General features: G+C 47.7%; 24 protein-coding genes. 5 read left to right on the forward strand and 19 right to left on the reverse strand.

Annotated elements, in window-relative coordinates:
• Window positions 1-19: 19 nt before the first annotated feature.
• Both GFB57_RS25380 and GFB57_RS25385 read right to left on the reverse strand, forming a co-directional pair.
• Window positions 20-220 carry an EexN family lipoprotein gene (locus tag GFB57_RS25380; protein ID WP_290367003.1) on the reverse strand — a complete coding sequence of 67 codons (201 nt, stop codon included), beginning with the start codon at window positions 218-220 and terminating at the stop codon, window positions 20-22.
• Entirely contained in the window at window positions 217-738 is a 522-nt protein-coding gene (locus tag GFB57_RS25385; RefSeq protein WP_213707343.1) for a lytic transglycosylase domain-containing protein, read from the reverse strand. Before GFB57_RS25385 ends, GFB57_RS25380 begins: the two co-directional genes overlap by 4 nt.
• 75 nt (window positions 739-813) lie before the next feature.
• On the opposite strand from GFB57_RS25385, the gene pilM (GFB57_RS25390) reads away from it, so the two are divergent.
• Window positions 814-1,242: a type IV pilus biogenesis protein PilM gene (pilM, locus tag GFB57_RS25390; RefSeq protein ID WP_109862493.1), complete on the forward strand. Its 429-nt coding sequence runs from the start codon at window positions 814-816 to the stop codon at window positions 1,240-1,242.
• A gap of 29 nt (window positions 1,243-1,271) precedes the next feature.
• Window positions 1,272-1,859 (forward strand): hypothetical protein, encoded by a 588-nt coding sequence (locus GFB57_RS25395; RefSeq protein ID WP_290367004.1) that lies wholly within the window; start codon window positions 1,272-1,274, stop codon window positions 1,857-1,859.
• Here GFB57_RS25395 and GFB57_RS25400 read toward each other — a convergent pair.
• The gene (locus tag GFB57_RS25400; protein WP_109862491.1) at window positions 1,851-2,969 is read right to left on the reverse strand and encodes a site-specific integrase; all 1,119 of its coding nucleotides are present in this window, start codon (window positions 2,967-2,969) and stop codon (window positions 1,851-1,853) included. The genes GFB57_RS25395 and GFB57_RS25400 overlap by 9 nt on opposite strands.
• A gap of 82 nt (window positions 2,970-3,051) precedes the next feature.
• Here GFB57_RS25400 and GFB57_RS25405 point away from each other — a divergent pair, with 82 nt between their 5' ends.
• The gene (locus GFB57_RS25405) at window positions 3,052-3,633 is read left to right on the forward strand and encodes a hypothetical protein (protein ID WP_290367005.1); all 582 of its coding nucleotides are present in this window, start codon (window positions 3,052-3,054) and stop codon (window positions 3,631-3,633) included.
• Window positions 3,634-3,670: 37 nt separating this feature from the next.
• On the opposite strand, the gene pilV is transcribed toward GFB57_RS25405, so the two are convergent.
• From pilV to GFB57_RS25880, 15 genes are all read right to left on the reverse strand, one after another.
• Window positions 3,671-4,861, reverse strand: coding sequence for a shufflon system plasmid conjugative transfer pilus tip adhesin PilV (gene pilV / locus GFB57_RS25410; protein WP_284241604.1), 1,191 nt, complete (start codon window positions 4,859-4,861; stop codon window positions 3,671-3,673).
• On the reverse strand, window positions 4,858-5,532 hold the full coding sequence (locus GFB57_RS25415; RefSeq protein WP_040231341.1) for a prepilin peptidase: 675 nt from the start codon (window positions 5,530-5,532) through the stop codon (window positions 4,858-4,860). Before GFB57_RS25415 ends, pilV begins: the two co-directional genes overlap by 4 nt.
• Window positions 5,517-5,999 (reverse strand): lytic transglycosylase domain-containing protein, encoded by a 483-nt coding sequence (locus GFB57_RS25420; RefSeq protein ID WP_123924696.1) that lies wholly within the window; start codon window positions 5,997-5,999, stop codon window positions 5,517-5,519. Before GFB57_RS25420 ends, GFB57_RS25415 begins: the two co-directional genes overlap by 16 nt.
• 84 nt (window positions 6,000-6,083) lie before the next feature.
• Complete coding sequence (locus GFB57_RS25425) at window positions 6,084-6,698, reverse strand: type 4 pilus major pilin (RefSeq protein ID WP_052463753.1); 615 nt, start codon at window positions 6,696-6,698, stop codon at window positions 6,084-6,086.
• Between the two features lie 13 nt (window positions 6,699-6,711).
• The gene (locus GFB57_RS25430; RefSeq protein WP_040231337.1) at window positions 6,712-7,806 is read right to left on the reverse strand and encodes a type II secretion system F family protein; all 1,095 of its coding nucleotides are present in this window, start codon (window positions 7,804-7,806) and stop codon (window positions 6,712-6,714) included.
• Window positions 7,799-9,358: an ATPase, T2SS/T4P/T4SS family gene (locus GFB57_RS25435; RefSeq protein ID WP_153754045.1), complete on the reverse strand. Its 1,560-nt coding sequence runs from the start codon at window positions 9,356-9,358 to the stop codon at window positions 7,799-7,801. Before GFB57_RS25435 ends, GFB57_RS25430 begins: the two co-directional genes overlap by 8 nt.
• Window positions 9,359-9,360: 2 nt before the next feature.
• The gene (gene pilP / locus GFB57_RS25440; RefSeq protein ID WP_153754046.1) at window positions 9,361-9,861 is read right to left on the reverse strand and encodes a type IV pilus biogenesis protein PilP; all 501 of its coding nucleotides are present in this window, start codon (window positions 9,859-9,861) and stop codon (window positions 9,361-9,363) included.
• Window positions 9,845-11,149, reverse strand: a complete 1,305-nt coding sequence (gene pilO2, locus GFB57_RS25445; protein ID WP_153754047.1) for a type 4b pilus protein PilO2 — start codon at window positions 11,147-11,149, stop codon at window positions 9,845-9,847. The genes pilP and pilO2 overlap by 17 nt, the downstream gene beginning before the upstream one ends.
• 1 nt (window position 11,150) lies before the next feature.
• Entirely contained in the window at window positions 11,151-12,827 is a 1,677-nt protein-coding gene (locus GFB57_RS25450) for a PilN family type IVB pilus formation outer membrane protein (protein WP_040231333.1), read from the reverse strand.
• A 14-nt stretch (window positions 12,828-12,841) separates the two neighbouring features.
• Window positions 12,842-13,282, reverse strand: coding sequence for a type IV pilus biogenesis protein PilM (pilM, locus tag GFB57_RS25455; RefSeq protein WP_233609726.1), 441 nt, complete (start codon window positions 13,280-13,282; stop codon window positions 12,842-12,844).
• Window positions 13,279-14,397: a toxin co-regulated pilus biosynthesis Q family protein gene (locus GFB57_RS25460; RefSeq protein WP_228553293.1), complete on the reverse strand. Its 1,119-nt coding sequence runs from the start codon at window positions 14,395-14,397 to the stop codon at window positions 13,279-13,281. Before GFB57_RS25460 ends, pilM (GFB57_RS25455) begins: the two co-directional genes overlap by 4 nt.
• 22 nt (window positions 14,398-14,419) lie before the next feature.
• The gene (locus GFB57_RS25465; RefSeq protein WP_153754048.1) at window positions 14,420-15,100 is read right to left on the reverse strand and encodes a hypothetical protein; all 681 of its coding nucleotides are present in this window, start codon (window positions 15,098-15,100) and stop codon (window positions 14,420-14,422) included.
• A 237-nt stretch (window positions 15,101-15,337) separates the two neighbouring features.
• Window positions 15,338-15,847, reverse strand: a complete 510-nt coding sequence (locus GFB57_RS25470; protein ID WP_153754049.1) for a transcription termination/antitermination NusG family protein — start codon at window positions 15,845-15,847, stop codon at window positions 15,338-15,340.
• A gap of 285 nt (window positions 15,848-16,132) precedes the next feature.
• The gene (locus GFB57_RS25475; protein WP_153754050.1) at window positions 16,133-16,393 is read right to left on the reverse strand and encodes a sigma-70 family RNA polymerase sigma factor; all 261 of its coding nucleotides are present in this window, start codon (window positions 16,391-16,393) and stop codon (window positions 16,133-16,135) included.
• A 451-nt stretch (window positions 16,394-16,844) separates the two neighbouring features.
• Window positions 16,845-17,531 carry a PAS domain-containing protein gene (locus GFB57_RS25880; protein ID WP_356829360.1) on the reverse strand — a complete coding sequence of 229 codons (687 nt, stop codon included), beginning with the start codon at window positions 17,529-17,531 and terminating at the stop codon, window positions 16,845-16,847.
• A 759-nt stretch (window positions 17,532-18,290) separates the two neighbouring features.
• Between GFB57_RS25880 and repA the strand changes: the two genes are divergently transcribed.
• Window positions 18,291-19,157, forward strand: coding sequence for a plasmid replication initiator RepA (repA, locus tag GFB57_RS25480; RefSeq protein WP_137378394.1), 867 nt, complete (start codon window positions 18,291-18,293; stop codon window positions 19,155-19,157).
• A 1,105-nt stretch (window positions 19,158-20,262) separates the two neighbouring features.
• The gene (locus GFB57_RS25485) at window positions 20,263-20,427 is read left to right on the forward strand and encodes a hypothetical protein (RefSeq protein ID WP_290367006.1); all 165 of its coding nucleotides are present in this window, start codon (window positions 20,263-20,265) and stop codon (window positions 20,425-20,427) included.
• A 799-nt stretch (window positions 20,428-21,226) separates the two neighbouring features.
• On the opposite strand, the gene GFB57_RS25490 is transcribed toward GFB57_RS25485, so the two are convergent.
• A complete protein-coding gene (locus tag GFB57_RS25490; RefSeq protein ID WP_153754013.1) occupies window positions 21,227-21,700 on the reverse strand; it encodes a thermonuclease family protein in 474 nt (157 codons plus the stop codon).
• Between the last annotated feature and the right edge of the window lie 71 nt (window positions 21,701-21,771).

Below are 21,771 nucleotides of genomic sequence, written 5' to 3' on the forward strand. Positions count from 1 at the left end.
TTTTTGCATGCAAAAAAATCTATTTTTGGAAATAAACCTGATGCTGAGCTTCCGCTGCATTCTTACATTCTTCTGTCGGACGTGTTTCTTTATTACATGATTTCAGCTTATCAATACGTTCATTTTTATGCTCTTTGTAGTAGCTTACGGATTTAACATCTTCTGAATTACACCCGATAAGCATAAAAAAGGTTACGCACATTACAATTTTGCATTTCATTTGACTAACACTCCCCTTGAGGCATTTGCAATTACAATATCTCTATTTTTAGATAATAGTTGAATGTAGAAATTATACACCTTTTTGGCATATTTAATTCTTGCTGCTTCTGTCTTGTCCGAAAAGCCCGCATTATATGCACCAATTGATTTCCAGTTAACTCCATTTTTCTTTATATTAAGAGCCAATATATATGCTCCAACATAAACATTTTGACAGGGGTTATTAAGCAGATCTTTCCGAGTAATACCCCATTCGTTTGAAAGCTGACCAAACCAGATGCTATTGATCTGCATAAGTCCTATGTCGATACTTTCTTTTGGTGTTCCTTTTTTATTGATATTAGTAGCGGTAGGAACTAGACCGCTCTCTGTTTGAGCTATGGCAATCAACAGTAGCGGATCTACGCCATATCGTTCTCCAGCCTCTTTGAAACAAAAAGCATGAACTTGAGTTGAAAACAAAAAAACAGATAAATAGAAAATAGGTAACAATGCACTCACTCGAAAATAAAACATAACATGTACCTTTGATTTAAAATCATTTATATAATATTATCCATTAATCATAATTGCAATATTGAAGGTACGAAAATGAATGCAAGCTATTTAGGTTTCGTGATAATGCTCATTGTCTCTTATTTTATTTTTGGCGCAGTATCAGATAAGGAAAAAAAATCATACGATGAATCACTGATTCAGCAGCAAGTTACCTCCTATTTAAATTATGTAGATTCAACGCAAACTTATCTAAACAGTAATCCGGGTGCAAGTGGCAACATCACACAGATGATTACGCTCCCAAATTGGCTACCAAAGAACACAAACATAACTGTCTATGCGCAAGCTGGAGCGACTTATGTTTTTATGGCTAACAAACCTGGCTTTATGGAATTGCTCAAAGATTCTACTGGTGACTCTATCTCCTTTGGCTTAGCCAAATCGGGTAGTATTTTCACCACTTATGGGACGAAAGCAAAACCTAACTTTATACCCGACAATTCAGTGGTGTTTATTTTATGATCATTATATGGCTCATGATTTCTTGCTTCATGGCAATCATTTTAAATTTCACATCTGCAAAAGTTATTAATGCCGTTGAGGTTGATGTTTTAGAAACAGCAAAATCCATTGAGAATGGTGTTACTAGAAGAGTTTTACCACTATGGCTAATAATTATTTATATGGTAACTACTACATATATAGCTTATCTAATAAACAACGAGTATATTTTCTTGCTAACTATGATTATAATATCAATTGCATCTATAATCGATATTATACGGAACTGGATTCCTGATTTATTAATATTCGTTACCGTTGCGCTTTCATTTATGGGAACCAGCAACGAACATTCTGTTATCATTATCTCCTGCATTATTGCTTTATCGCCTCTCTTCATCATTAATTTAATATCATTTAAAAAAAATAATACAACCGCTATTGCCGCAGGTGATCTTTATATAATAGCCACCTTGTCGTTATGGCTAACCCCGTTAACATCCTTGACGTTATCAGCACTTATAATTATTTTGACTACTTTTTTTTCATTTGTATCAAAAGTTATAAACATTCCTCTAGTGCCATTCATACACATTTCGTTCTTGTTAACATTCGCGGTACAGCATAATTTACTGTAGCGGATTTATTATTACCATGTCTTTTGTTATTGCACTAAATTCACCTGGAACTGGTATTCTTTTTCCATTTTGAGCAGCAAGCGCTAGCTGTTTTAGTAGTAAAACGCTAGCGTCAGAAATTGCTTCATCTAAGCTATTTCTCTCAACTTTTATTTCTGAAAAATCAATTAATTCAACATAATGCTGTCCATCATTGCTTTCGTGATGAATGGCAGGATAAGGCACAAAGTAAGATGCTATCTTGCTGATTGTCTTTTTCTTTGCATCAAGTTTCTTGACTAGCTGATACGCACGTAAATGGGTGTATCTTTTCAGCATTGTCAGAGATTTGTGGCCTGATATAGAAGCAACTTCCATAACATTTAACGTACCTAACTCAAAGAATCTGCTTATTGCTTCATGTCGTAAATCATGGAAATGCAAGTTCTCTATTTTTAAAGATTCTAAACAATGCCTCCAAGCACTCTTTAAACCAGAGGACGTATATGTAAAAACCCTACCTGATGGTTTGATAGACATTTGTGTAAGTAGCTGCCTAGCTTTCAAACTTAAAGGAACATCGCGTGAAGTACCATTTTTTGTTTTAGGCAAATGCGCCACCCCTGCTTGTAGATTTATGTTCTCCCAGCTTAATGACAATATCTCTCCCTGTCTCATTGCTGTTTCTATTGCGAATAAGAAAATTACATAAAGCTCATTATTTCTTTCTTTCAGATACTTTCTAATTTTTCGCTCCTCATGAGCATGTATTCGTCTATCTCTCCCTGGGTTACATTTTGGTTTTCTTACCAATTTCACTGGATTAAAAGAACAGGTTCCCCATTCCGCGATAGCTAAATTAAACAATGCGGATAATAGCGCTAATTCCAACCTCACTGTATTACCACTAATATTTAACCCTGTTCGTTCATTAATCATTGACAGTCGCATGTCACGATATTCAGCAATATCTATCGCAGTAATTTCATGCATAAATTTATCTGAAATGAAATATTTCTTTATAACATTTCTGCGATAACTTTCTTGTTGCCATCCTTTTTTTTCTGTTGACACAGTATCGACATATCTATCTAGTGCATCAGCCAGTTTAATTGTCCGTTTTTTAGCCACAAGAAAATTCTCATAAATGTAAAGAAACCGTGAACTGTACTGACTTCACAGTGAATGTCAAACTGTCAATCCGGTGTGTGGAGTGGAGCAGGTAAAATATCAAATACCGGGTGCAACTGGTATCAGTCTCCAGTTGCAAATGATCACTTTATTGGTGGACGCAGCGGCGGCTGGATTTACTATAAACCTGTTCAATGCCCAGCCAATTATGTCATGGCCGGAACCCGGATGTATGGCATTGGTGATGGTGTTGATGAAGAACACGTTGATGCGTATTGCTGTCCTTTCAGCTAACTGTCAATCCGGTGTGTGGCGTTCCCCCTCTCCATCTGATGGCATTTACACCTCTCTCGGAGCGTTTAAAGGTGTTTTTAGTAGCAGCAACACAACAGGAAAGCAGTTTAAAATCTATGCTTGGGGAGGCAATCCTCCCCCCCAAAAAATCAACTTTGGTAACTCAGATAACTGTGCAAATACGTTTTCACTGACAGCCACAGTTGGCGGCTACACCGTCGCAAATTCGGTAGACGGAAACTCACAGTGGGGTAAAAGTGGTAGCATTGTTTTTGACGTTCCGAATGGCTCTACGTTCACAATCGCATCGAATGGAATGATGAGCTACGGTTGCGATTACGGCACGTTCAGCGTGTTTCGTTTCCAGTAATGTAAACAGCCAAAAAGTAGTTATATGCGCTATAAAATCAATACCCTATACCCATTATCACGGACATAAATCCCTCACTATCACATGACACATAGATATCATCAGCAAGTGGGTCGCCACGCCCAGAACCAGTGGCCTTAATATTGGCATTTCTAATCGGCTGGCCTGTTCGTGTATCCCTGCATGGGATTCTGTAAGAGGGTTTTGCCCACACGCCGGATTGACAGGAAAGTACGCCGCCATTGGCATCGCGGCTTATCTGCCCATTCGGGTAACAAGCGATGCCTGCAACGTTGATCCGATCCAACTGCAAAACCCCACCTGCTGACAAGTTGCCTGTTGCCTTGACTGTGGCCCCAGAAACCTCGTTAGTTGCCGTAATATTGCGTCCGGCACTAATGTCGCTGTCGGCACGGACCGTTGCTCCTTTTACCTGTGCTCCGGCTGTAATGTTTTGGGTGAAACTACCGTTTGCACCGCTGACATTACTGGTAAAAATACCGTTTGACCCACTGACGTTTCCGCTAAATGTCCCAGTCTGACCATTAATAGTGCCGACACTGTTCAGGTTGTTACCACCCATGTCGATAGCAGTGTGCATTTTATTCAGATCGGGGCGGCCATTTACCTGAAAACGGTACAGCCTGTCATTGTCCTCCTGCGCGCCAGACAGCTCATCTGTTGAGAGGAGTACTGCAATATGTCCATTACCAGAGGTGGCACCGTAACTGCTCAGCAGGATTTTCCAGGTACGCAGGGCACCTGTGGCGGTTTTACCATCATCAATGTAGCCCCCGAAACCGGTTTTAATATCCCTTGATATCAGCCTCAATGCCTTGTCCGGGTATACACTGCCACCGCTGGATACTACCATGCCCTGTAGTAACTCCGTGTTTTGCCCATTCCTGACCAGATAAGTGTTCAAACGCTGGCCCTGACTGTTTGTTTCGGTGAAACCGGACGGCAGGAAACCCGTGTTTTTAAGCATGGCCGTAGTTATCACTGTCGGCGCGGTGGTACTGGTTGCGCTTAACAGAGTGGCGTAGTTACGACCGACGTATCCCCGTGCAGCAGCTGCGTATGTACTGATATGGGATGCTTCAACCTGCCAGTTTTTCTCCTGCTGCCAGTCTTTATATTTAGTGAGTCCAAAGACGGTCATTGCCATCACAACTATGAGCGCCAGAGCAACATCAAGATTCGCCCAGCCACGATCGTGCTTTTTCATAAGATTGATATCCATACGGGTTGATACAGATTGGATAGCTGGAAGAGACTCCCGCTAAGACACAGCCAGGGGCCAAGCGGCCCCTCTTTTTTTCCGGACAAATGCCAGGTTAGCAGCCAGAGCATAAAGGCTGCAGTACCAAGCAGAGTGGCCAGTGCTGCATCTTTCCCCCCCATCCAGGCCGTCAGACCTGTTATCAGCCATAAATCTCCCCGACCAAGACGCTGATCGCCCCGGTTTATCAGGACACTCAGCAACGTCATCAGGCCACCCACCACAGCGATTTCCACCAATTGCGTATATACACCTGCAATCGAAACGTCTTTTGTTACTCCCCAAATAAGTCCTCCAAGTAACAGACGTGCTGTGAAAGTACGTGGCAAATATCCACTGACTGCGTCGGTGATACCGGACTGAAGCAGGAAGCCCATCATCATGATGGCTGCAGCCCGATCGGCAATTGGAGCCGGTGACAGGGCGGCGATCATACTGAACGTGGCGAAAAGCCAAATCCCACCAGTTAAAAGCGAGTTCCTCTCCTTACCATGAGCAGTGGTATCTTCCAGAAAGTCGAGTACTCTCCACATCAGGCCTCTGCCAATGAGCGCAAAACCCAGCAGTAGCGGCAGGCTCCATGCTGTTGCCAGGCTGGTGACTATGATGGTTCGCATATTCGCTTTCCTTTCTCCTGCCGGCAGACTCGAAGTCCTTTCAGTTCCAGATAGAACCCCCAGATACGGTTGGCATACTGTTCGCGAGTTTCGTGCCTGTCTTTACGAAATCCGGCGTTGTAAGACCCGAGGCAATTCCATGTCACACCACATACCTGAAAGTGGCGGGCCAGTATCCACGCTCCGATCTGAATATTCAGACAGGGTCGTTTCAGCAGGTCTTCTGCACTCTGGATGATGCCCATTCGGATGAGCTTTGGCACATGGGTTGAATTTATCTGCATCAACCCATAGTCCGTGCTGACCGGATTACCCTTTTTATCCCTGTTAGTGTTTGTGACCCATGGACGGAGCCAGGACTCCCCTTTGGCCATTGCCTTAAGCAGCAGTGGCTCTATCTGGTATCGGGCACCGGCACTATTAAAGCAGGCATCATACGTATCAGGAGGGGAGTTCGAACTGGCCATCAATGGACCTGGGGAAAAGGATAAAATGAGCAGAGTCATTGCCAGGTTGCAGGAGAGAATGCGTTCCCTCCGCATATCGTCTCCTTAGCTGTTGAGCGTGAAGATCAGCTTGTTAGTACCGGTACTCCCATTGTCAGCTGTGCATTGTGCGCTGGCTTCTTCGGTTGTCACGATTCCATCACTGTGTGCCGTGGAGTTGACGGTAATGGCATCAGCAATTTTGGCCCGGCTGAGCTGTGTGGCAAGCGAGACGCAGGCATCCTGAGGAACCATTTCGTAGGTCAATGAGAATCCGTTTGAGAATCCAGATACAGTTACAGGTGACAGTGTCACTGCACCACCCCATCCATTGTAAAGTGTGGCAGTCCCGGAAGAGGCTGTACCCCGTACAGTCATACTTTTAGGCTGGACTTTCATCTGGATAAGCGCGCCCATCATTTTGGCTCCGGAAGTGAATGTGTAACCATCTCCCCCTTTCAGCAGGTTTTGTGTACTGGTGATGAGAGATTGAATATTCGATGATTCCTTACCCACGTTGACGTTATTTTTGAGGGCGAAGTATCCCGCCAGCACAAGGCCGATGACGACCAGGACGATCAGGGCAATACTCCCCTGTTCCAGAAACCCCCAGCCTCGATGGTGCAACACTGTCTTAACCGGTTTGTATGTCTGAGAAGTTGATTCAGAATTAAATTGCATGATTTTTCCTCGTTTAAAAAGCGCCCGACGAGCTGTTAAGGGCATTGATATCCATAACGACAAGGACCAGAAGCAAAAGCATCAGGATCATTGCCAGGAACATGAGACCGCGGATAACGACTGCACGTTTTGCTACTCGCTCCAGAGTTTGTTCAAGCCAGCGCTGGCCGTAGTTAATTATGATTTCATCATCGCCGTCCCCCTGTAGAAGGGAGAGAAAGTTGGCAGCTTCCTGCGACGGAAAGTCATAACCGCAATCTTTCAGGGCCAGTCCGAAATGTTTACCTTCACGAACGTGTTCGGTAATTGCTTCGATACGCACAGCAAGCCAGGGGGATGCCGTTTCCTGCAGAATCTCCAGCGCGTCTTTAGTTTTGACGCCGGACTGCAGTAGTGCACCGATGTTCAACAGGAAAGTTGCACCCTGAATATCCTTATAAACCGACCATGGCATCAGACCGTCGAATGCACGGCGAAGTTTGTCGGGGCGGTGCCAGCGGGGGAGTGACCAGATAGTCCAGATAGTTGATGCGATAGTAGCGATGGCAGTTATTACGCCATATTCACTGAAATACAGCGAGATACCATAAAGAAAACCGAGTGCACCGGTCCAGTTCTCTGGCGGGCTGATTTCTGTCAACGTGGGAAGTAACTCAGTATTCAGCACATAAATGGTGCTGGCCATCATGATGGCAAAGCCGATCGGATAGATGGCCATCTGCCATACTGCAGCACGAATACGCTTACCGGCGCTGGTCAGAGCACAGGCGTATCTTAGCGCGCGTGGTAGTGACTCGCTGCGTATGCCTGCGCTTATGACGGACGCTTCTGCGGCCGGTAGCCATCGGGAGAGCGTACGCTCCAGCGTTTTTTCCCCGCTGTTTTCCCTTAAGGCATCAACACAGTCATCCGTCAGCTCAACGTAGGGATGCCAGTTCTGGCCGAAGTTTGTCCATGCATTGCGCATTTTCTCCAGTGAAGGCTTAAGTTGTTGCTGGTTTTCAATCAGAAATCGCAGGGCATCATAGAACTGAACACGGTATCGACCGCTGAACGTCTTGCGAACCAGGGTATATCGGAGTCGTTTCAGGACGTGCATTTCACGCATCATCCACCTCCAGACGTTCATCTTCATCGAGCGGAATGATACGGTTGGCCATCAGCGGGTCGACCAGTCCTTCGTTGATTTTATGCAGGACGTGCCGGACACGGCTGATCCCCTGCATGTGATTTATCCAGTATTGGCGCGCCGCGACTTTTCCGTCTGTTTTCAGCAGCTTAAAAAGACGGTTATTGGTCTCGATAACCTCGGCAATGACGGTACGCCCCCTGATCCCCTGACCGACTTTACCGCGAACCTGACCGTTTATCTCCACCACTTGTGTACATGCTTCACATCCCTCTGGGTTGTGGAAATAGAGCTTATCGGTCGAACAGATACCTTCAATGTTGCAGTATTTCTCCAGCCAGTCCTTTTCCTCGACAGTCAGGCTGGCGACCTTATCCTGCCAGGATATACGACATTCAGGACATAGCGTGGGTACCAGGCGCTGGCTGATAAGTCCAATCAATAACTGGGCATCACACAGCAGATTTTCGTTAATGCCGAGCGTAACCATGCGTTCCGGGATACCGAGTGCAGAGTTTGTGTGCAGTGTAGTCATCACCAGGTGTCCGGTCTGGGCGGCATAAATGGTGGCCAGCATCGAGATAAGGTCGCGCATTTCCTGCATCATGATTGAGTCAGGGTCCAGTCGCAAAGCTGACGAGATGGCTTTTCCCCAGGCGATATGTACTGCTTCTTCATCAGATTTGTCGCAGATGATCGGGGTCTGAACGGCACCCACGACCTGTCCCTCAAGCGGATCTTCAATGGTCAGAAGGTGTTGCCCGGGGTTGGTATCGAGGTATACCCGACAGGCGGTACGCAGCGTAGTGGACTTACCTGAACCGGTAGGTCCCGAGAGAATGATTTTCCCTTCAGGGCGGTCAATCATGCGTATCAGTAGCTTGATTTGTTCGGGCAAATACCCCAGTTGTAGAAAGTCAGGTACGTTATTGCCGTCATCCGGGATAAGGCGCATTACCGCAATCAGACCATCGCCAGTTGGACGGTGGCTGTAGCGGGCACCAAACAGGCCTATTTTCCGCATCATGGCTGGAGAGAGTCGTGCATCCTGCTCACGGTGTGGGTAGAAACTGGTTTCTGACACATCCGACATAGAGAGAATACAGGTGGCACAGAGGGACATTCCTTCCTCTCTCTGACGTTCATCCACCACATGTAAATAGCCGTGAACCCGCATTTTGACCTGGAAGAGCGAGTCTGAAATCAGGAAGTGAATATCTGAGGATCCGAGCTTTCTGGCCACTGAGAAATAGTTCAGGATCCGTTGCTCGCTGTGGCTGCTGTCGCCACCCAGATCTGCCAGCGTCAAACCAGCCTTATCGCTGGCCTGAGGTTGAGCAGCCTGTTTTTTTTTCGCTTCACGTAAGTCCGAGAGAGTGACAAAACGATGTTTGATCCCTGGATGCTTGTTCATTAAATCCATCAGCGCGGCTTGTACACCAGGGTCGCCTCGCTGGTTGGTGTCGATAAGGATTTCTTTCTTTTCTCCGTCATCAAACAGCAGGAGAGATTCTGCAGTAATACCGTTCATGGTTAGTCTCCGAAGGCAAGCAGTGTGCCATCGCTGAGTGTGACACCGGCAAGCGTAATACTCCTGACTGTGCTCTCCAGACCAGGAATACGGCTCCCCGGCGATACAACCAATGACTGTCCTGATGGTAGTTGTAGTGTGGCGCGGAGTTTTTGGTCGCGACCGTTGATTTCCAGCACGACAGGGCGATTATTTGAGGGAACTGTGCGTGCAGGTTGGCCGGGCAGTGAAGTATCGCCGGCGATAGCTCCGGGAAGGGAGGGGGCGATGGTACCGGCACCGGCTTGGTTTTCCTCCAGCTGGCGCTGAAGTTGCGCCCCCTGAACTTCTGCCTGGAGGATGATGTTTCGGATATGCAGTTGCTCAAGCTGTCCTTTTGTCACTTCGGCTGGTTGTGATACCTGCTGGTTAGTTGACTGAGAGGCCTGAACGGGTAATGGACTCAATACTGGCAGCAGGAGCCAGAATGTCGCTTGTCGCAGAAAGTTACTGTGCTGACGCATAAATTTTACCTTCAGTGGTATAGCTGAACGCACTGCCATTCAGCTCGAAAGAGATTCGGGTTAGTCGGATACCGGTTTCATCCAGACCGTCGAATAACATGATGGAGGGGAGAGGGGCGGAGAAACTAAACACGTATTCCTGCCAGTCCTGCACGGGAGGCGGCTCTCCGTTTGCCCCAGGCAGGGCTGGAGGTGCTGCTACATCAGTGATGTTGAGCATGACCTGTTGTCGCTGGAACCAGGAGAGGATACGGATGAACTGCGCTGAGCTGTTCGGCACGGCTTCATCTTTGAGTGGGCTGTCAGGGGGGGCCAGTGTAACCCTGGCTTCCCGCCCCCCCTCTTTCAGATTGAATACAGGTGTGACACCGAAAACTTCCCGGGCGCGGGCCAGGAATCCCTCTACTGTACCGCCCGGCATAATCTGGTACAGAAGTGTTATCCCATCAGGTGAACAGGTTCCGGATGTCAGCTTCCAGCTTTCCAGAACATACTTCGCCGGATCGGTCTGTCTCTGACAATCATTGAGAAGATCCGTAGCCGTAACTTCATGTGCCCAGGGGTGAGGCAGGGATTGAGGTTTTACCTGGGTGGCAAACATCGCACGCGCCCTGGCCTGGATTTCCTCGGCGGTGAGTGTCGGCTCCTCTGGTGGCGTGGCAGCCTGCCACCAGGTAATGGCACCTGTACCTATTAGCAATATCGTGCAGGCCAAAAACCAGCGTTGTCTTTGCAGTCCATCAACATGTACACGGCATTGCTGTCGTCTACGCGCAGATAGTCCGGTAAAGAGACTGTTTGCTTCAAGCGGGGTGTCCACTGTGGCCAGACATTCCCATCCTTCTGACGGCGGTTCATTCATGCTCAGGAACAGTGTCAGCAGCGTTTGCATTTTGTCTGTGCCCCCCGTTTTATCGGCGGTGACGGCAGGCAATCCATTGATGCTGGCCAGAAACACGAAATCAGTACTATTCAGTCGGTAAATACCATATCCGTTTCGTGTGCTGGCACAAAAAGCGAGCGCCAGTGAGTAAAGCTGATGCCGGCGATGACGGGCTGGCAATCGGCCGCCCCCAACTACCTGTTGCTGCCTGTCCCGTCCATTTATTCGTTCACTGGAAGTATTAACACCGATGCCTGCAGTACTGGCTGGCTGTGCTTTTCTCAGGTGAAATGACTGTAGCCGGAATTTCTGCCTTTCCTTTGGTGCCCAGTCCATTCCCGCCAGCCAGTAACGGCTGCGGGATTTTCCATCCCGAATTGTAAACAGGTAAGCCTCATCATTCATTTCAGCCTCCAGAGTTCTGCGGGAACGTTGGCGTGATCACTATGACCAAAGTGGTTCGCTCGTTTTTACCTGACTGACCTCCGCCCAGGAGCGGGTTCCCTGGCGTGAAGGTACCGGACTTATTGACGGAGGTATTGTTCTGATCAAAGCCGGTGAGGATCAGCGACTGCCCGGCCCGGAGGTTTGCCTTCTGGCTCAGGGAGCGCAGTTTGGTATATGGCATCTCTATATAGGAGTTGCCGTCTTTTGACGTGAAGTTACGAATAGTAGGTGGATCAGACAGATTGAAGTTCACCTGCAGCTGAACATTACCTGTTTCCTGAATTAACGGCAGCAGGGTCATGTTGAACCCTGTAGTGATCATCCCCGGTGTCAGAGTTGTGGTGGCGCCAACATCAGTGGTTGTTGTTGTAGCCGACTGTGCCACATAAACCGTCTGATCTGCCATCTGGATAGGCACGGGCGTCAGGTTTGTCACGGTGCTGGACTGAGAGGTGACGACGCTGACATCACCCTGTTCAGACAATGCTTTTAGCAGCAGGCTGGAGCCAGCAAACTTCGCGGCATTACCGGTAGCGGTATCAAGAATGGACGCGCCGGCAGATATACCGCCAGAGAGATCCCCGGTAGCGTTATTAAGCGTTGCGCCAGCTGAATGAAGTGACTTGTAGACCAGGTTCCAGTCAATCCGGAAATCTTCATTTCGTGAATTACCGACGCTCAGTACTTCAACATTCAGCGCTACCTGCCGGTTCATGATGAGATTCTGCTCGTTCACGTAACGGGCCACGGCAGCCTGTACTGAAGGTGTATCCGTCACAATCAGTGATGAGCTGGACGAGGACAGCCAGTAGCGGCCTTTATTTGGCGTCAGCATGGACTCAACAGCTTTGCGCAGATCAGCATACAGATCGTATTCCTGACCGGTAGTTGTGCTCTGGGAGGTGGTGGATTCCCCGGATGCGGAGTTATCAGTGCCACTGGTGGCCCCCATACTGCTGGTCGTTCCTGAACTGACGCTCGACGTGCTGGACGTTTTGGTATTCAGCATGGCCAACGAATAGGTCCGGGTTTCCATCAGGTAAAACACGATGGTGCCATTATCCATTCGCCAGTAGAGACCGCTACGGCTGGCCATCAGATCCAGAAGCCCGCCCAGATCGCCCTGCCACATCAATCCGGTAAGATTCAGTGGCTGGCTGGTTCCGCTTGTTGCCGGAGAGGTTACGCCACCCAGGCTTGCCAGTGGTGTCCTCCCATTGTCATCGGGGGGCGGGAGTGAGCCACTCATCTGGCGTGTGACGCCGGTGCTGACACTACTTTGGCTGATATCAATGGCATCAGGAGTAAAGATCACCGGTGTGCCGCACAAAGCTGTGATGCGTTGTGCCAGTTCCTGCAGCGTAATGTTCTTTTTTGCCTGGGTTATGTTGCAGGACGGAGCCTGGCGGTTTCTTTCCCGTACGGCGACAGGAATGGGGCTGGGGTTAATCCACTGCCGGTCCGTCCAGGTCAGTGGTTGTTGGTGTTGGGTTCGTGGCAGCTGCGCCTGCGCGCGGGCTACCGTGGCATCAGATTGAGCCTTCGTCTGCATTTTATTGATTTCAGAGAAGGTACAGCCTGCGAGCATGGCAAAGCAGGACGCCATCAGCAGGCGCCGCAAAAGGGTTTTCTTCATGGGGAAAATCCGGATTAGTTGAGGTAAACCACGGCGCCTTCAGAAACGCCCTGTGGTGCCGTGAGTCCGGTGGCAAGACCGGAAAGCCAGATTAGCTGACCACTTCTCATGGTGCCGATAAGTGCCGAACCGCGACTCTGTGCCCGTAACGCATCAACGAGCCCAGGTTGTTCCGGCATCCAGATCCACAATCTGCTCTGAAGTAACCGGTACTGGATTCGGCTGTCGGGGGTGAAGGGAAGACCCAGTTGATCGGTTGGGATGGAGCCGTCCTTCTGACCTGTCTTGTAACGCCAGTCATTAACACGATTAGCGATGGTCAGGAACTGGGAAGCATAAAACTGGCCGCTCTGTGTTTGTATAGCTGTCCGACTGTTCTGATTGCGTTGGGAATCTATATCACCGGCGATAAGGAAAAATATCATGCCGATGGCCAGTATGACCCAGCCCATCATCGACCTGCCGGAGTATCTGTGACTGATACCACGCACTGCATGCGGGAAGCTTCTGCATAAAGCGGTTTCTGTGCGGTACGGTAAAGGTCGAACATTTGGCCGAGCATGGTTTCAAATGAACCGCGGAATGTCAGCGGAGCATCAAGCCGATAATCCGTCACGGCGACAGGCCATATAACCGTCCAGTGTGGTGAAGCGCCAGATTCACAGCGTGTGTCCTGTGCCCATTTCATCAGCATTTCTCGCAGAGTTGTACCAGCCGGTGCCGTCCAGGTTTTGCCCTGAATCACAGGTGCGATAGGTTGTCCTGTGACTGGCTGTGGTTTCACCGCTACCGGTGCCGGTTTTGTCGTTACAGGGGCCGGAGATTTAACAGTTGTCTGCGCTACTGGTTGGGCTGAATCCGGGCCGCTGAATGGATTTCTCGGTATGCCAGCTGCTTGGGCAGGAGTTGTTCGGTTTTCAGTGAACGACGCAGAGGTTGTCAACTGAGCGGATTGACCCCTTCGCTGCAGTGTGATGGCATGACGATTCCAGTCCACCTGCGCCTGGATTGATTGCTCTTCCAGCAAACGGTTGAGCACTCTGGTCCACTGGTCATTGGTGTATACCGAGACGATACGGGTATTCAGGACAGGGCGCAGTGCATTCTCGTAGTTCAGTGCCCAACCTGTGGGAATGATACGTTTGACCCACTGTTCGAGTGTGAGGTTGCGCGCCGGGGATAATGACAGAACTGCAACGGGACCTGGTGTGCCAATAAATGTAAGTGCTGGCAGTGATGGATTCGTGACTGAACCAGGTGCGCTGGATTTACTTGTGGAGGAAGACAGCATTGTTGGTTGAGGCAAAGGCGAGGTCTTCGATACCTGCGCTGCAGTTGCCGGCTGTCGTACGGGAACAGGTGTAGCGACCGGGGGCGCTATCCGCCGTTGTGTTTGTTTGATTATATCAGCGCTGTCGCTGATCTGACCGTCTACAAACACGAGTGCAGGGGTGTCTGGTGCGACGTTACGGTTTTGAAATCCCGTGCAGCTGCTTAACAGTGACGGTATTAACAGGGGCAGGGCAATTTTATGCACGCTGACGTCCCGGGTGAATGGTCGAAACTTCATGGTTTGTTCCTTTTGTTATCGGTCAGTGAAGGTCTGGCCGCCAGAGATTACCGCTGCCGACATTTTCGCGATCTCCCCATGCGCCCCAGGCGGATTCCGGCAGGGTACTATGTCCGATATAGAGAGTGCGTAAAGTAGCTTTAGACAACGAGGTGTCCCGGCCTCGAACAACAGAGAAACGATCGAGATAGAAAGACTTTTCAACTTCTTCGTCCTCGTTTTGTTTCAGCAGGAGTTGAAATGTAATAGGTGAAATCATTGAGCCTGTTGCGGTAAATGCTTCTTCCATACGAGTGAGTTGCAGGATGTGATTCTTCCGAGTGCGCTGGCGCTCCATTATTTCGGTGACAACTTGTTCAGGCCAGGGGCAGAGGCAGTGTTTCCAGCCAAGTCCTAGAAGTGAATTAAGTACTGCCCGGAACCGAAAAAGATCGCAGTTTCCGGTTGATACAGAGTTGGTCCAGAGCGTAGTCAGAACGGCATCAATGGAGCGGTTTTTTTCGGTTTCGAGTAACTGCCGGATAGTCATAAACTCGCTTCCCATTCCTTTGAATGTCGGTATTCTTCTTGCTCCGCTTAACCATTCAGTGATGAATCTACGTTTGCCACGCTCTGAGGTTATGTGATGGTTTTCGACTGCCGTACGTAAGGCAACGAGAATGCACCACAAGAGATGGCTGACCTGTTCCTGGGTGGATTGCATGGTTTGTCTCTCTTAGGTTCCGGTTTCTGGCAATGACGTCTGTACCTTCATTCCGCCAGAGTGAAGGAAGCCTGAGTGCAGGCTGGTTAAAGGAACAGAGGGTGTTCATCGGGCAGGACCAGCCCAGACGTCATTGCCGGAAAACGGTGCAAAAAAAGCCCCCGTAGACGGGGGAATTAAAAGGGATGGAGTGATAACTGGTTAAGGCCAGTTTAAGAGGCTACGGTAAAGTACATTTCAAAACCCCCATGCATCAGCATGGGTGATCATATCGAACAACATCGCTGTCCTGGATATGGGGTGCTCCATTTGTTCTAGCTGTGTCAGTCGTTTGTACTGACTTTTTGTAAGCCAGATATTTGATGCAACTTCCAGTTCATCCCTTGCAGCAGGGTGATGGGTAGGATCGGGGTATTTTTTCATTAATGCTTCAACCACCCTTGTGTTCACCGGGGTGATTTGGCTACCGAACTTCACAAAATCGCAGAACGCTGAGTGCGCCCTAATAGTATCTATCTTTTGAACATCAAAATTGGCTTTTAGGAAAAAATATCCAGGAAAAACTGCAGATACCCTTTTTCTGAAAACATGCGGTGCATCAGCACGCCGTATTTTCGTTAAGGATAATGGCGTCCAGGGGGTAATTCTCCTGTCGTGTAGCCAGTCGAATAATTTCTCGCGATTTTTGCCCCCCGTAATATAGAGAGCAAGATACCATTGTTGGTTACATACAGTCTCAATATTCATTTTTGAACGCTTCGCGCAGAATTGATCCATGACGGGATAATTCAATGTTCAACGGGGTCGAACATACTCAACCATGATGACTTAACAGTCTTACTAACAAGCACTTAAGTTTGTCAGCTGTTATTGGGGGTCTCATAGTTCAGGGTGCTCTTGTAGGGTAGACCCTCAAGTAAAATTGGCGGCAATACTTAATGGTCTGCGCTTATGATTCTATCTCGGTAAATCAAAGTAAAGTGTAAATAGTCCAAGTCTTAAAAATGCACCCTTGAGGGGTGCATTTTTTGATTAATTTGTGATCATTAATGAAATCATAAAAAAGTATGAGCGTGACAATATTACAGCACGCATTGCATCATTGCTTTTTAAGTTCAGAGCTTTAGTGCTTCGCTTAAGATGTGATCGGACCGTCTCAACAGAGATATTGCAAATGTCAGCAATGGATTCATATGTATTTCCGTGGGCATACAGAGTCACAATTTCTAACTGCTTTCTGGAAAGTTCCGGAAAAACGCTATGCAGGGCGTTAATAGTGTTCTCATTAATCATTGTGAAGTCCCCTGGCAAATCAGTACGTAATAAATTTACGCGTAAAATGCATCTCCCTTAATGGGGAGAAACCCCATTGAACGTGTTGTGATATGTGGTATGGGTTAGGACATTCTGTTTAGAGAATACACCAGCTACAAGCCATTGAAAGCCAAGTATATTTGCTAGGGGGGATTGAGGATTCTTTGATAAGTTCTTGCGCATTGTAGATGAAGCTCCCGTGTAGATATGATATCGGCTGCCACGGAGTTCTCACGCTCTGGTGGCAGCCCAGGCAGGGGTGAGAAACCGGCCTACACGGTACCGGCCAACCTTACGGTTGCCCTACCTGAACCGCCATTACACAGATGTGCTGGTTCAGTACACAAAAAAACACGCGATGCGTGTCAATGTGCACGTGTAGATACGGGTTCTCACGCCCGGTCACAGGATTTACTATGACTTTTGAAGACTACTGTTTGCTTAGTGATGAGTCAACTAGATACGCATCAGGATCAGCTCTGAATAATCTAAATCTCGGCTTTAAAAATCGAGGGGGTATGTAGGCATCCCAGTTATTCTTCTTGCAAACTTCTAATAGCTCGCTCCCTGATGCGGTCCCGGTTTTCTGCAGGCATCTGCTGATTCTATGCTCTACCGCTTTTAAAGAAGTCCCTAATATCCGAGACATAATTTTCCTGCTGTATTTAAGAGATATTAAAAAAATGATCTCCCATTCAGCATTAGTAAATATCTCGGACGGTACCCTATAAACCAACGATTTGGGGACGTCTCCCGATAGCAAGCTATCTGGTCCAAAAATATCAACAGGTCTTACCTGAAGCATAGTACCTGAACAGATTCCTTCATCGTCATAATAGGGCCGGGACTCGAAGCACAAAGCATGTATAGAGTTGCTCTCACCTATTGGATGCGTAACGATAGAAGAGAATTGGTCTTCATGCTCCATAACGAGTTCTTCCTGATTGTGTATTCGCTGTGAAAGGTAAGCTAAGGATGTAGGAAGTTGGTCTAATGTTTTACCTACAATAGGATAATCATTAGGGAGTTTTAATAACCTAAGAAAGGCTTGGTTAACTGCTACATACTGCAGACTACCATTCTTGATCGTCATAGGTTCTCTGCTGTTGGAAATCAGGTTTAAAACCTGAGGAGCAAGTTGGAATTTTTTTTTGAAGAAATGATTTTAGACATCATCCGCTAATGGCCGTATCTATTTGAATTTTAGAGGTATATTCTGTGTGCGGATGTACTATATCATGTAAAACTACACTTAACTGAGTTTGATCAGCGATCATAATATTAGTTAATGATGCTTTTAAGTGTCTGATTGTATGCTACGATACAATAATTCGTAGGTGCTATCTGTAAACCAGGAGGAGTTATGGCACATCCGATACATTGCACGAAAGTCGCTGGTATCACGGAGTTCAAAAGGGATCCGTTAGGGACTGTCGAGTCAGCAGAGGGTGATGCTATTGCTATTCTGAATCGTAGCGCGCCGGCGTTTTATCTTGTACCACTAGAGCTTTTCGAGAGCTTAAAACGAGACGCAGAAGCGCATCGTTCAAGAAGTGAAGCTTAATCTAGGAGCTGGAGAGATCCTAAAAATTGATCCTGCATTGTTGTGGTGATAAAGTCGGTGAACTTATTGTTATAAATGAATTTATTAGGTTGTCACGCCTAAGAAGGTGACAGGTTCTGGCAGGTTAGTTAGCTAAGCCCAGAAAAGCAAAAACCCCGATAATCTTAGATACTTGGCGGCATCGCGAGATTAACGGGGTCCTTAACAAATCATGCAGAAGTTGTTGCTTCTGTATGGGAGTATAACCCGTGCGCGAAAAAAGACAAGAGATTCCGTGCTTACTCCTTCTGTGCAACATAAGCGCAGGAAGTAGTGAGTAAGCAGATTTCTGAAGCCACTACACTTTACCGTCAGGTAAAAAATCCGAATCCAGAGTTCATTCCTGAAAAGGGAAAGAAAACCCTACCATTCTGCGAAAAAATTCGCGAGAAAGCTGTTGGCTTCACTCAGCGTGCAGAGTTTCAGGCTCTGGTTGCTATGCTGATCGCCCGTGGTGAGCGCAAAAAGCGCCCGCCAGTGTTACGCATACGGGCTCTGGAAGCAGCTGTTCAGGCAATGTGCCATTATTTTAATCCCCTGGCTAATCGCGTTGGTTCATCGCTTACTACCATGAGCATTCGCTGCGGGCTGGCCACGGAAAAAAAACGTCTGTCGATCACCCGCCTGACGGGGGCACTGAAGTTTCTCGCTCAGCTCAATCTCATTACCTATAACACCGAATACGACAAAGAAATCGGCTGCAATATCCCCACAGACATAACTTTCACGCCGCTGATGTGGCAGGTTCTGGGGGTGTCTGAGGAAGCAGTTGCTGCAGCCCGTCGCAGCCGTATCGAGTGGGAGAACAAGCAGCGTGAGAAGAAAGGGCTACCTCGCGCCGGTGCTGATGAACTTATCAGTGCAGCCTGGTCATACGTGCGTGAACGCTTCCGACAGTATCATAAGTCACGTTATGAACACGGCATGAAACGGCACAGGGCGCGTAAAGATGCTCCCCGAACGCGTAAAGAGATTGAGCAACTGGTTCGTCTGCAGATCCAGAAAGAAATCAGGAAGGGCCGCTTCTTCGGTAGTCTTGATTCGGTGCGCGCGGAGATAGAACGTCGTGTCACGGAGCGAATGAAGCTCTCGCGTGGCCATTATGCTCGACTCGGTGATGCCTTGCTCGTCACAACTTAACGCCTGCTAATACACAATCGATATGACCTGGTGCCCTGGCGCCGGTTTACTCCTGCCTGCTTTACCGCTTGTATTGCCGTTTTCACCTGTTCCAGTCCATGTTTCAGGTCTCTGAATGACAAACTCGTTCTGTAGACCTCGAGGTTAATAAACTTAAACAAAATCCGCCCGTTGTTGGTCACGCATTTCTGTGACCGATCGCGCAATGTTTCGCCGCTTTTCGTTCTTCTTCTACTTATCCACACAAACTACAAGAGGGTATTGCTTCAATCCACTGGTAGGATATCGTTCAAACCACTAAATGGTTTTTTTACAAACCACGATGATCCTTTTAAACCCCCGATCTCCTTTCTTTTAAACTTCAGTTATTACTTACTTTTAAAAATAAAACCTATTCAGCACCTGTCCTGTGGACATGTGTATAACGCCCGCCCTTGCAGCGGACGTTGTCCGCGCCGGTACGGTTCAGGCGCTTTGCGCCTGGAAGTAGCTCCCGCCAAAGATGGCGGGCAGGGTTCAGAACTTTATAAACTGCCAACATCTGATAACTGACTTTCCAGATCTTCAACTCCGCACACAAACTCACCACTGAAAAGCGCCGCCACCCGGCCCAAAGGGCCGGAAGACATCGCTTTTAATGATGGATGTTGTAACTAGATTCTGAGTCGCTTTAATTCATTCTGCCGACAACTCCCAGGTAACACGCCCGTAAGCGGTCCTTACGGCCCGCTAACGCGGAGATACGCCCCGACTGCGGCTAAGCCTTGTCGTGACCACTCCGACGACGCACATAGCTTCCTGTGCTGTCTGTTAGCGGGTTATGGCTTAACAGGGGGAAGGGATGGATTGGTGGAACCTATCAGAACTGTAACCGGCTACGCCGGGCGACGGCGCCACTCACTTTCAGTGCCATGGCTAACATCTGCTGGCGCCTTTATGCCGCCAGGCGGCATAAAGATTCTATCTTTATAACAGTAGCTACTGGAACTGCCGAAATTTCCGTGGAACATAAATTTTAGCGTTCCACATCCTGTGTATAAAAGACCTCGTCAACATGACAACAAAGAAATAGCTGTTTGGAGCGGAAATATTCAATGTGATATTTATGGGTAGGTATTTTTACGAGACAACTACAGTAATATTCGATGCCGATGCCGATGCCGATGCCGATGCCGATGCAGTGGGTATTATTAACTGTATCGAGTATGAATCAAACAGCTGGCTAAATAAATATCGGGAGAAGAATGACGTTGTTGAAAGGGAACAGTAAGCACTATAACAGCGACAGCGGCGAAAAAAACTTTGTCATCTGCTGCAGGATCGAGTTTTGCTGGGTTTAATTCGCGTTATGGTCCGTCTTTTGCTTGGTGATTTCCGACCAAATGCCTTAGCAATGTGCTGACAGCGCTATGCGTCGAACGAGGGAACGTCTGGGATAGGGTTTTGAGGTAATACGACTTGTGGCATAGCTCAGGAGGCGAACAAGCGTCCGCCATTGCTGAATAGTTATGGGCTTCAGATGGATTTTTTATTCGAATTGTTATACTTTGTAAAAATTACTTTGTTGAAAACTATATTGATAACCCAGCAGATTAGCACTCCTAAAAAAGCTGCACCATAGATGCGTTGGTTCGGATCTGTAATCCAGTTTAATGGCCACACCGCATCAATTTGCGAAATATTATTTGACCCAATTAGTTGAATTTCAGATAAGCATGCGTAAGAAAAGGAAAACGTTATTATATACAGGACTGTCAAAAAAATTGGTTTAGGAAAGATTCTGTCACTCTTTTTATTCATTTTAGAACTCCTGAGGAGATTTTTAATGATATATATTTAATTAGACTTGTTTCTGCTACGCATATATAAATTTATAGGTTGTTTTCTGATATGTCCATTAGTTTTAGTATGTTTAACTTAAATACTTTTTATTGCCGTCAATATATATCTGAGTGTTGCTATGTATAACAGGAAAAGAAAGGAGAAGGATGCGCAGTGACACTGGCATAAGTAATCGGTTTCCCCTGCTGTCGGCAACGTGCGGAATCAGGGGCATCATTGAGATAACTTTATCTCTGATGCTGCTTCCGCCAACGCCAGGGTTCTGTCTGTTCGGGGGCTGACCAGAGTCCAGTTGCCTGGCGTCTGGCTTCGTCTTCGAGGGCAGCGTAGTCAGGTTTGATGGGTTTTCCGTGATACCGGTACGCCCAGGCCAGTCCCTTACGGATCTGTTCGGCATTCACGTCCTTAGCGTCAAACCACACCGTACCCAACAGCCGTCCATAACGGTCCGTATCTCCTCCCGTGACGGTTACGGTGCGCTGCGCCACCATCGATGAAAGTGCCTGACGGGAGCGCTGGCCAAAAGGCTGGCTCTTTTCGGGCGCATCGATGCCGGCCAGACGAACGCGGGTCAGTCTGTTCCCTGTTTCAAGAATTTCAACGGTATCCCCGTCCAGCACGCGCACAACCCTACCGCTAATATCCGCACTGGCAGAAAACGTCAGTACGATCATAACTATTGAACATAACAGGCGGATCATGCATATACCTCATGTGCTGTTCTGCTGCGATCTTCCTCATTACCAATCAACTGCACGGCATAACTAATATT

The organism is Citrobacter sp. S39, assembly GCF_009495675.1.
In the GTDB taxonomy this organism is placed as follows: domain Bacteria; phylum Pseudomonadota; class Gammaproteobacteria; order Enterobacterales; family Enterobacteriaceae; genus Citrobacter; species Citrobacter freundii.

Bases quoted from the DNA above. Each gene is read 5' to 3' on its own strand.
- GFB57_RS25380 (WP_290367003.1), bottom strand. From the start codon at position 220: ATGAAATGCAAAATTGTAATGTGCGTAACCTTTTTTATGCTTATCGGG.
- GFB57_RS25485 (WP_290367006.1), top strand. From the start codon at position 20,263: ATGGGTAGGTATTTTTACGAGACAACTACAGTAATATTCGATGCCGAT.
- GFB57_RS25460 (WP_228553293.1), bottom strand. From the start codon at position 14,397: ATGAAGTTTCGACCATTCACCCGGGACGTCAGCGTGCATAAAATTGCC.
- GFB57_RS25450 (WP_040231333.1), bottom strand. From the start codon at position 12,827: ATGAAGAAAACCCTTTTGCGGCGCCTGCTGATGGCGTCCTGCTTTGCC.
- pilM (WP_233609726.1), bottom strand. From the start codon at position 13,282: ATGATGGGCTGGGTCATACTGGCCATCGGCATGATATTTTTCCTTATC.
- GFB57_RS25385 (WP_213707343.1), bottom strand. From the start codon at position 738: ATGTTTTATTTTCGAGTGAGTGCATTGTTACCTATTTTCTATTTATCT.
- GFB57_RS25430 (WP_040231337.1), bottom strand. From the start codon at position 7,806: ATGCGTGAAATGCACGTCCTGAAACGACTCCGATATACCCTGGTTCGC.
- GFB57_RS25425 (WP_052463753.1), bottom strand. From the start codon at position 6,698: ATGCAATTTAATTCTGAATCAACTTCTCAGACATACAAACCGGTTAAG.
- GFB57_RS25395 (WP_290367004.1), top strand. From the start codon at position 1,272: ATGGCAATCATTTTAAATTTCACATCTGCAAAAGTTATTAATGCCGTT.
- GFB57_RS25490 (WP_153754013.1), bottom strand. From the start codon at position 21,700: ATGATCCGCCTGTTATGTTCAATAGTTATGATCGTACTGACGTTTTCT.
- GFB57_RS25465 (WP_153754048.1), bottom strand. From the start codon at position 15,100: ATGCAATCCACCCAGGAACAGGTCAGCCATCTCTTGTGGTGCATTCTC.
- pilO2 (WP_153754047.1), bottom strand. From the start codon at position 11,149: ATGAATGATGAGGCTTACCTGTTTACAATTCGGGATGGAAAATCCCGC.
- GFB57_RS25435 (WP_153754045.1), bottom strand. From the start codon at position 9,358: ATGAACGGTATTACTGCAGAATCTCTCCTGCTGTTTGATGACGGAGAA.
- GFB57_RS25470 (WP_153754049.1), bottom strand. From the start codon at position 15,847: ATGAATATTGAGACTGTATGTAACCAACAATGGTATCTTGCTCTCTAT.
- pilM (WP_109862493.1), top strand. From the start codon at position 814: ATGAATGCAAGCTATTTAGGTTTCGTGATAATGCTCATTGTCTCTTAT.
- GFB57_RS25475 (WP_153754050.1), bottom strand. From the start codon at position 16,393: ATGATTAATGAGAACACTATTAACGCCCTGCATAGCGTTTTTCCGGAA.
- GFB57_RS25420 (WP_123924696.1), bottom strand. From the start codon at position 5,999: ATGGCCAGTTCGAACTCCCCTCCTGATACGTATGATGCCTGCTTTAAT.
- GFB57_RS25415 (WP_040231341.1), bottom strand. From the start codon at position 5,532: ATGCGAACCATCATAGTCACCAGCCTGGCAACAGCATGGAGCCTGCCG.
- pilV (WP_284241604.1), bottom strand. From the start codon at position 4,861: ATGAAAAAGCACGATCGTGGCTGGGCGAATCTTGATGTTGCTCTGGCG.
- pilP (WP_153754046.1), bottom strand. From the start codon at position 9,861: ATGCGTCAGCACAGTAACTTTCTGCGACAAGCGACATTCTGGCTCCTG.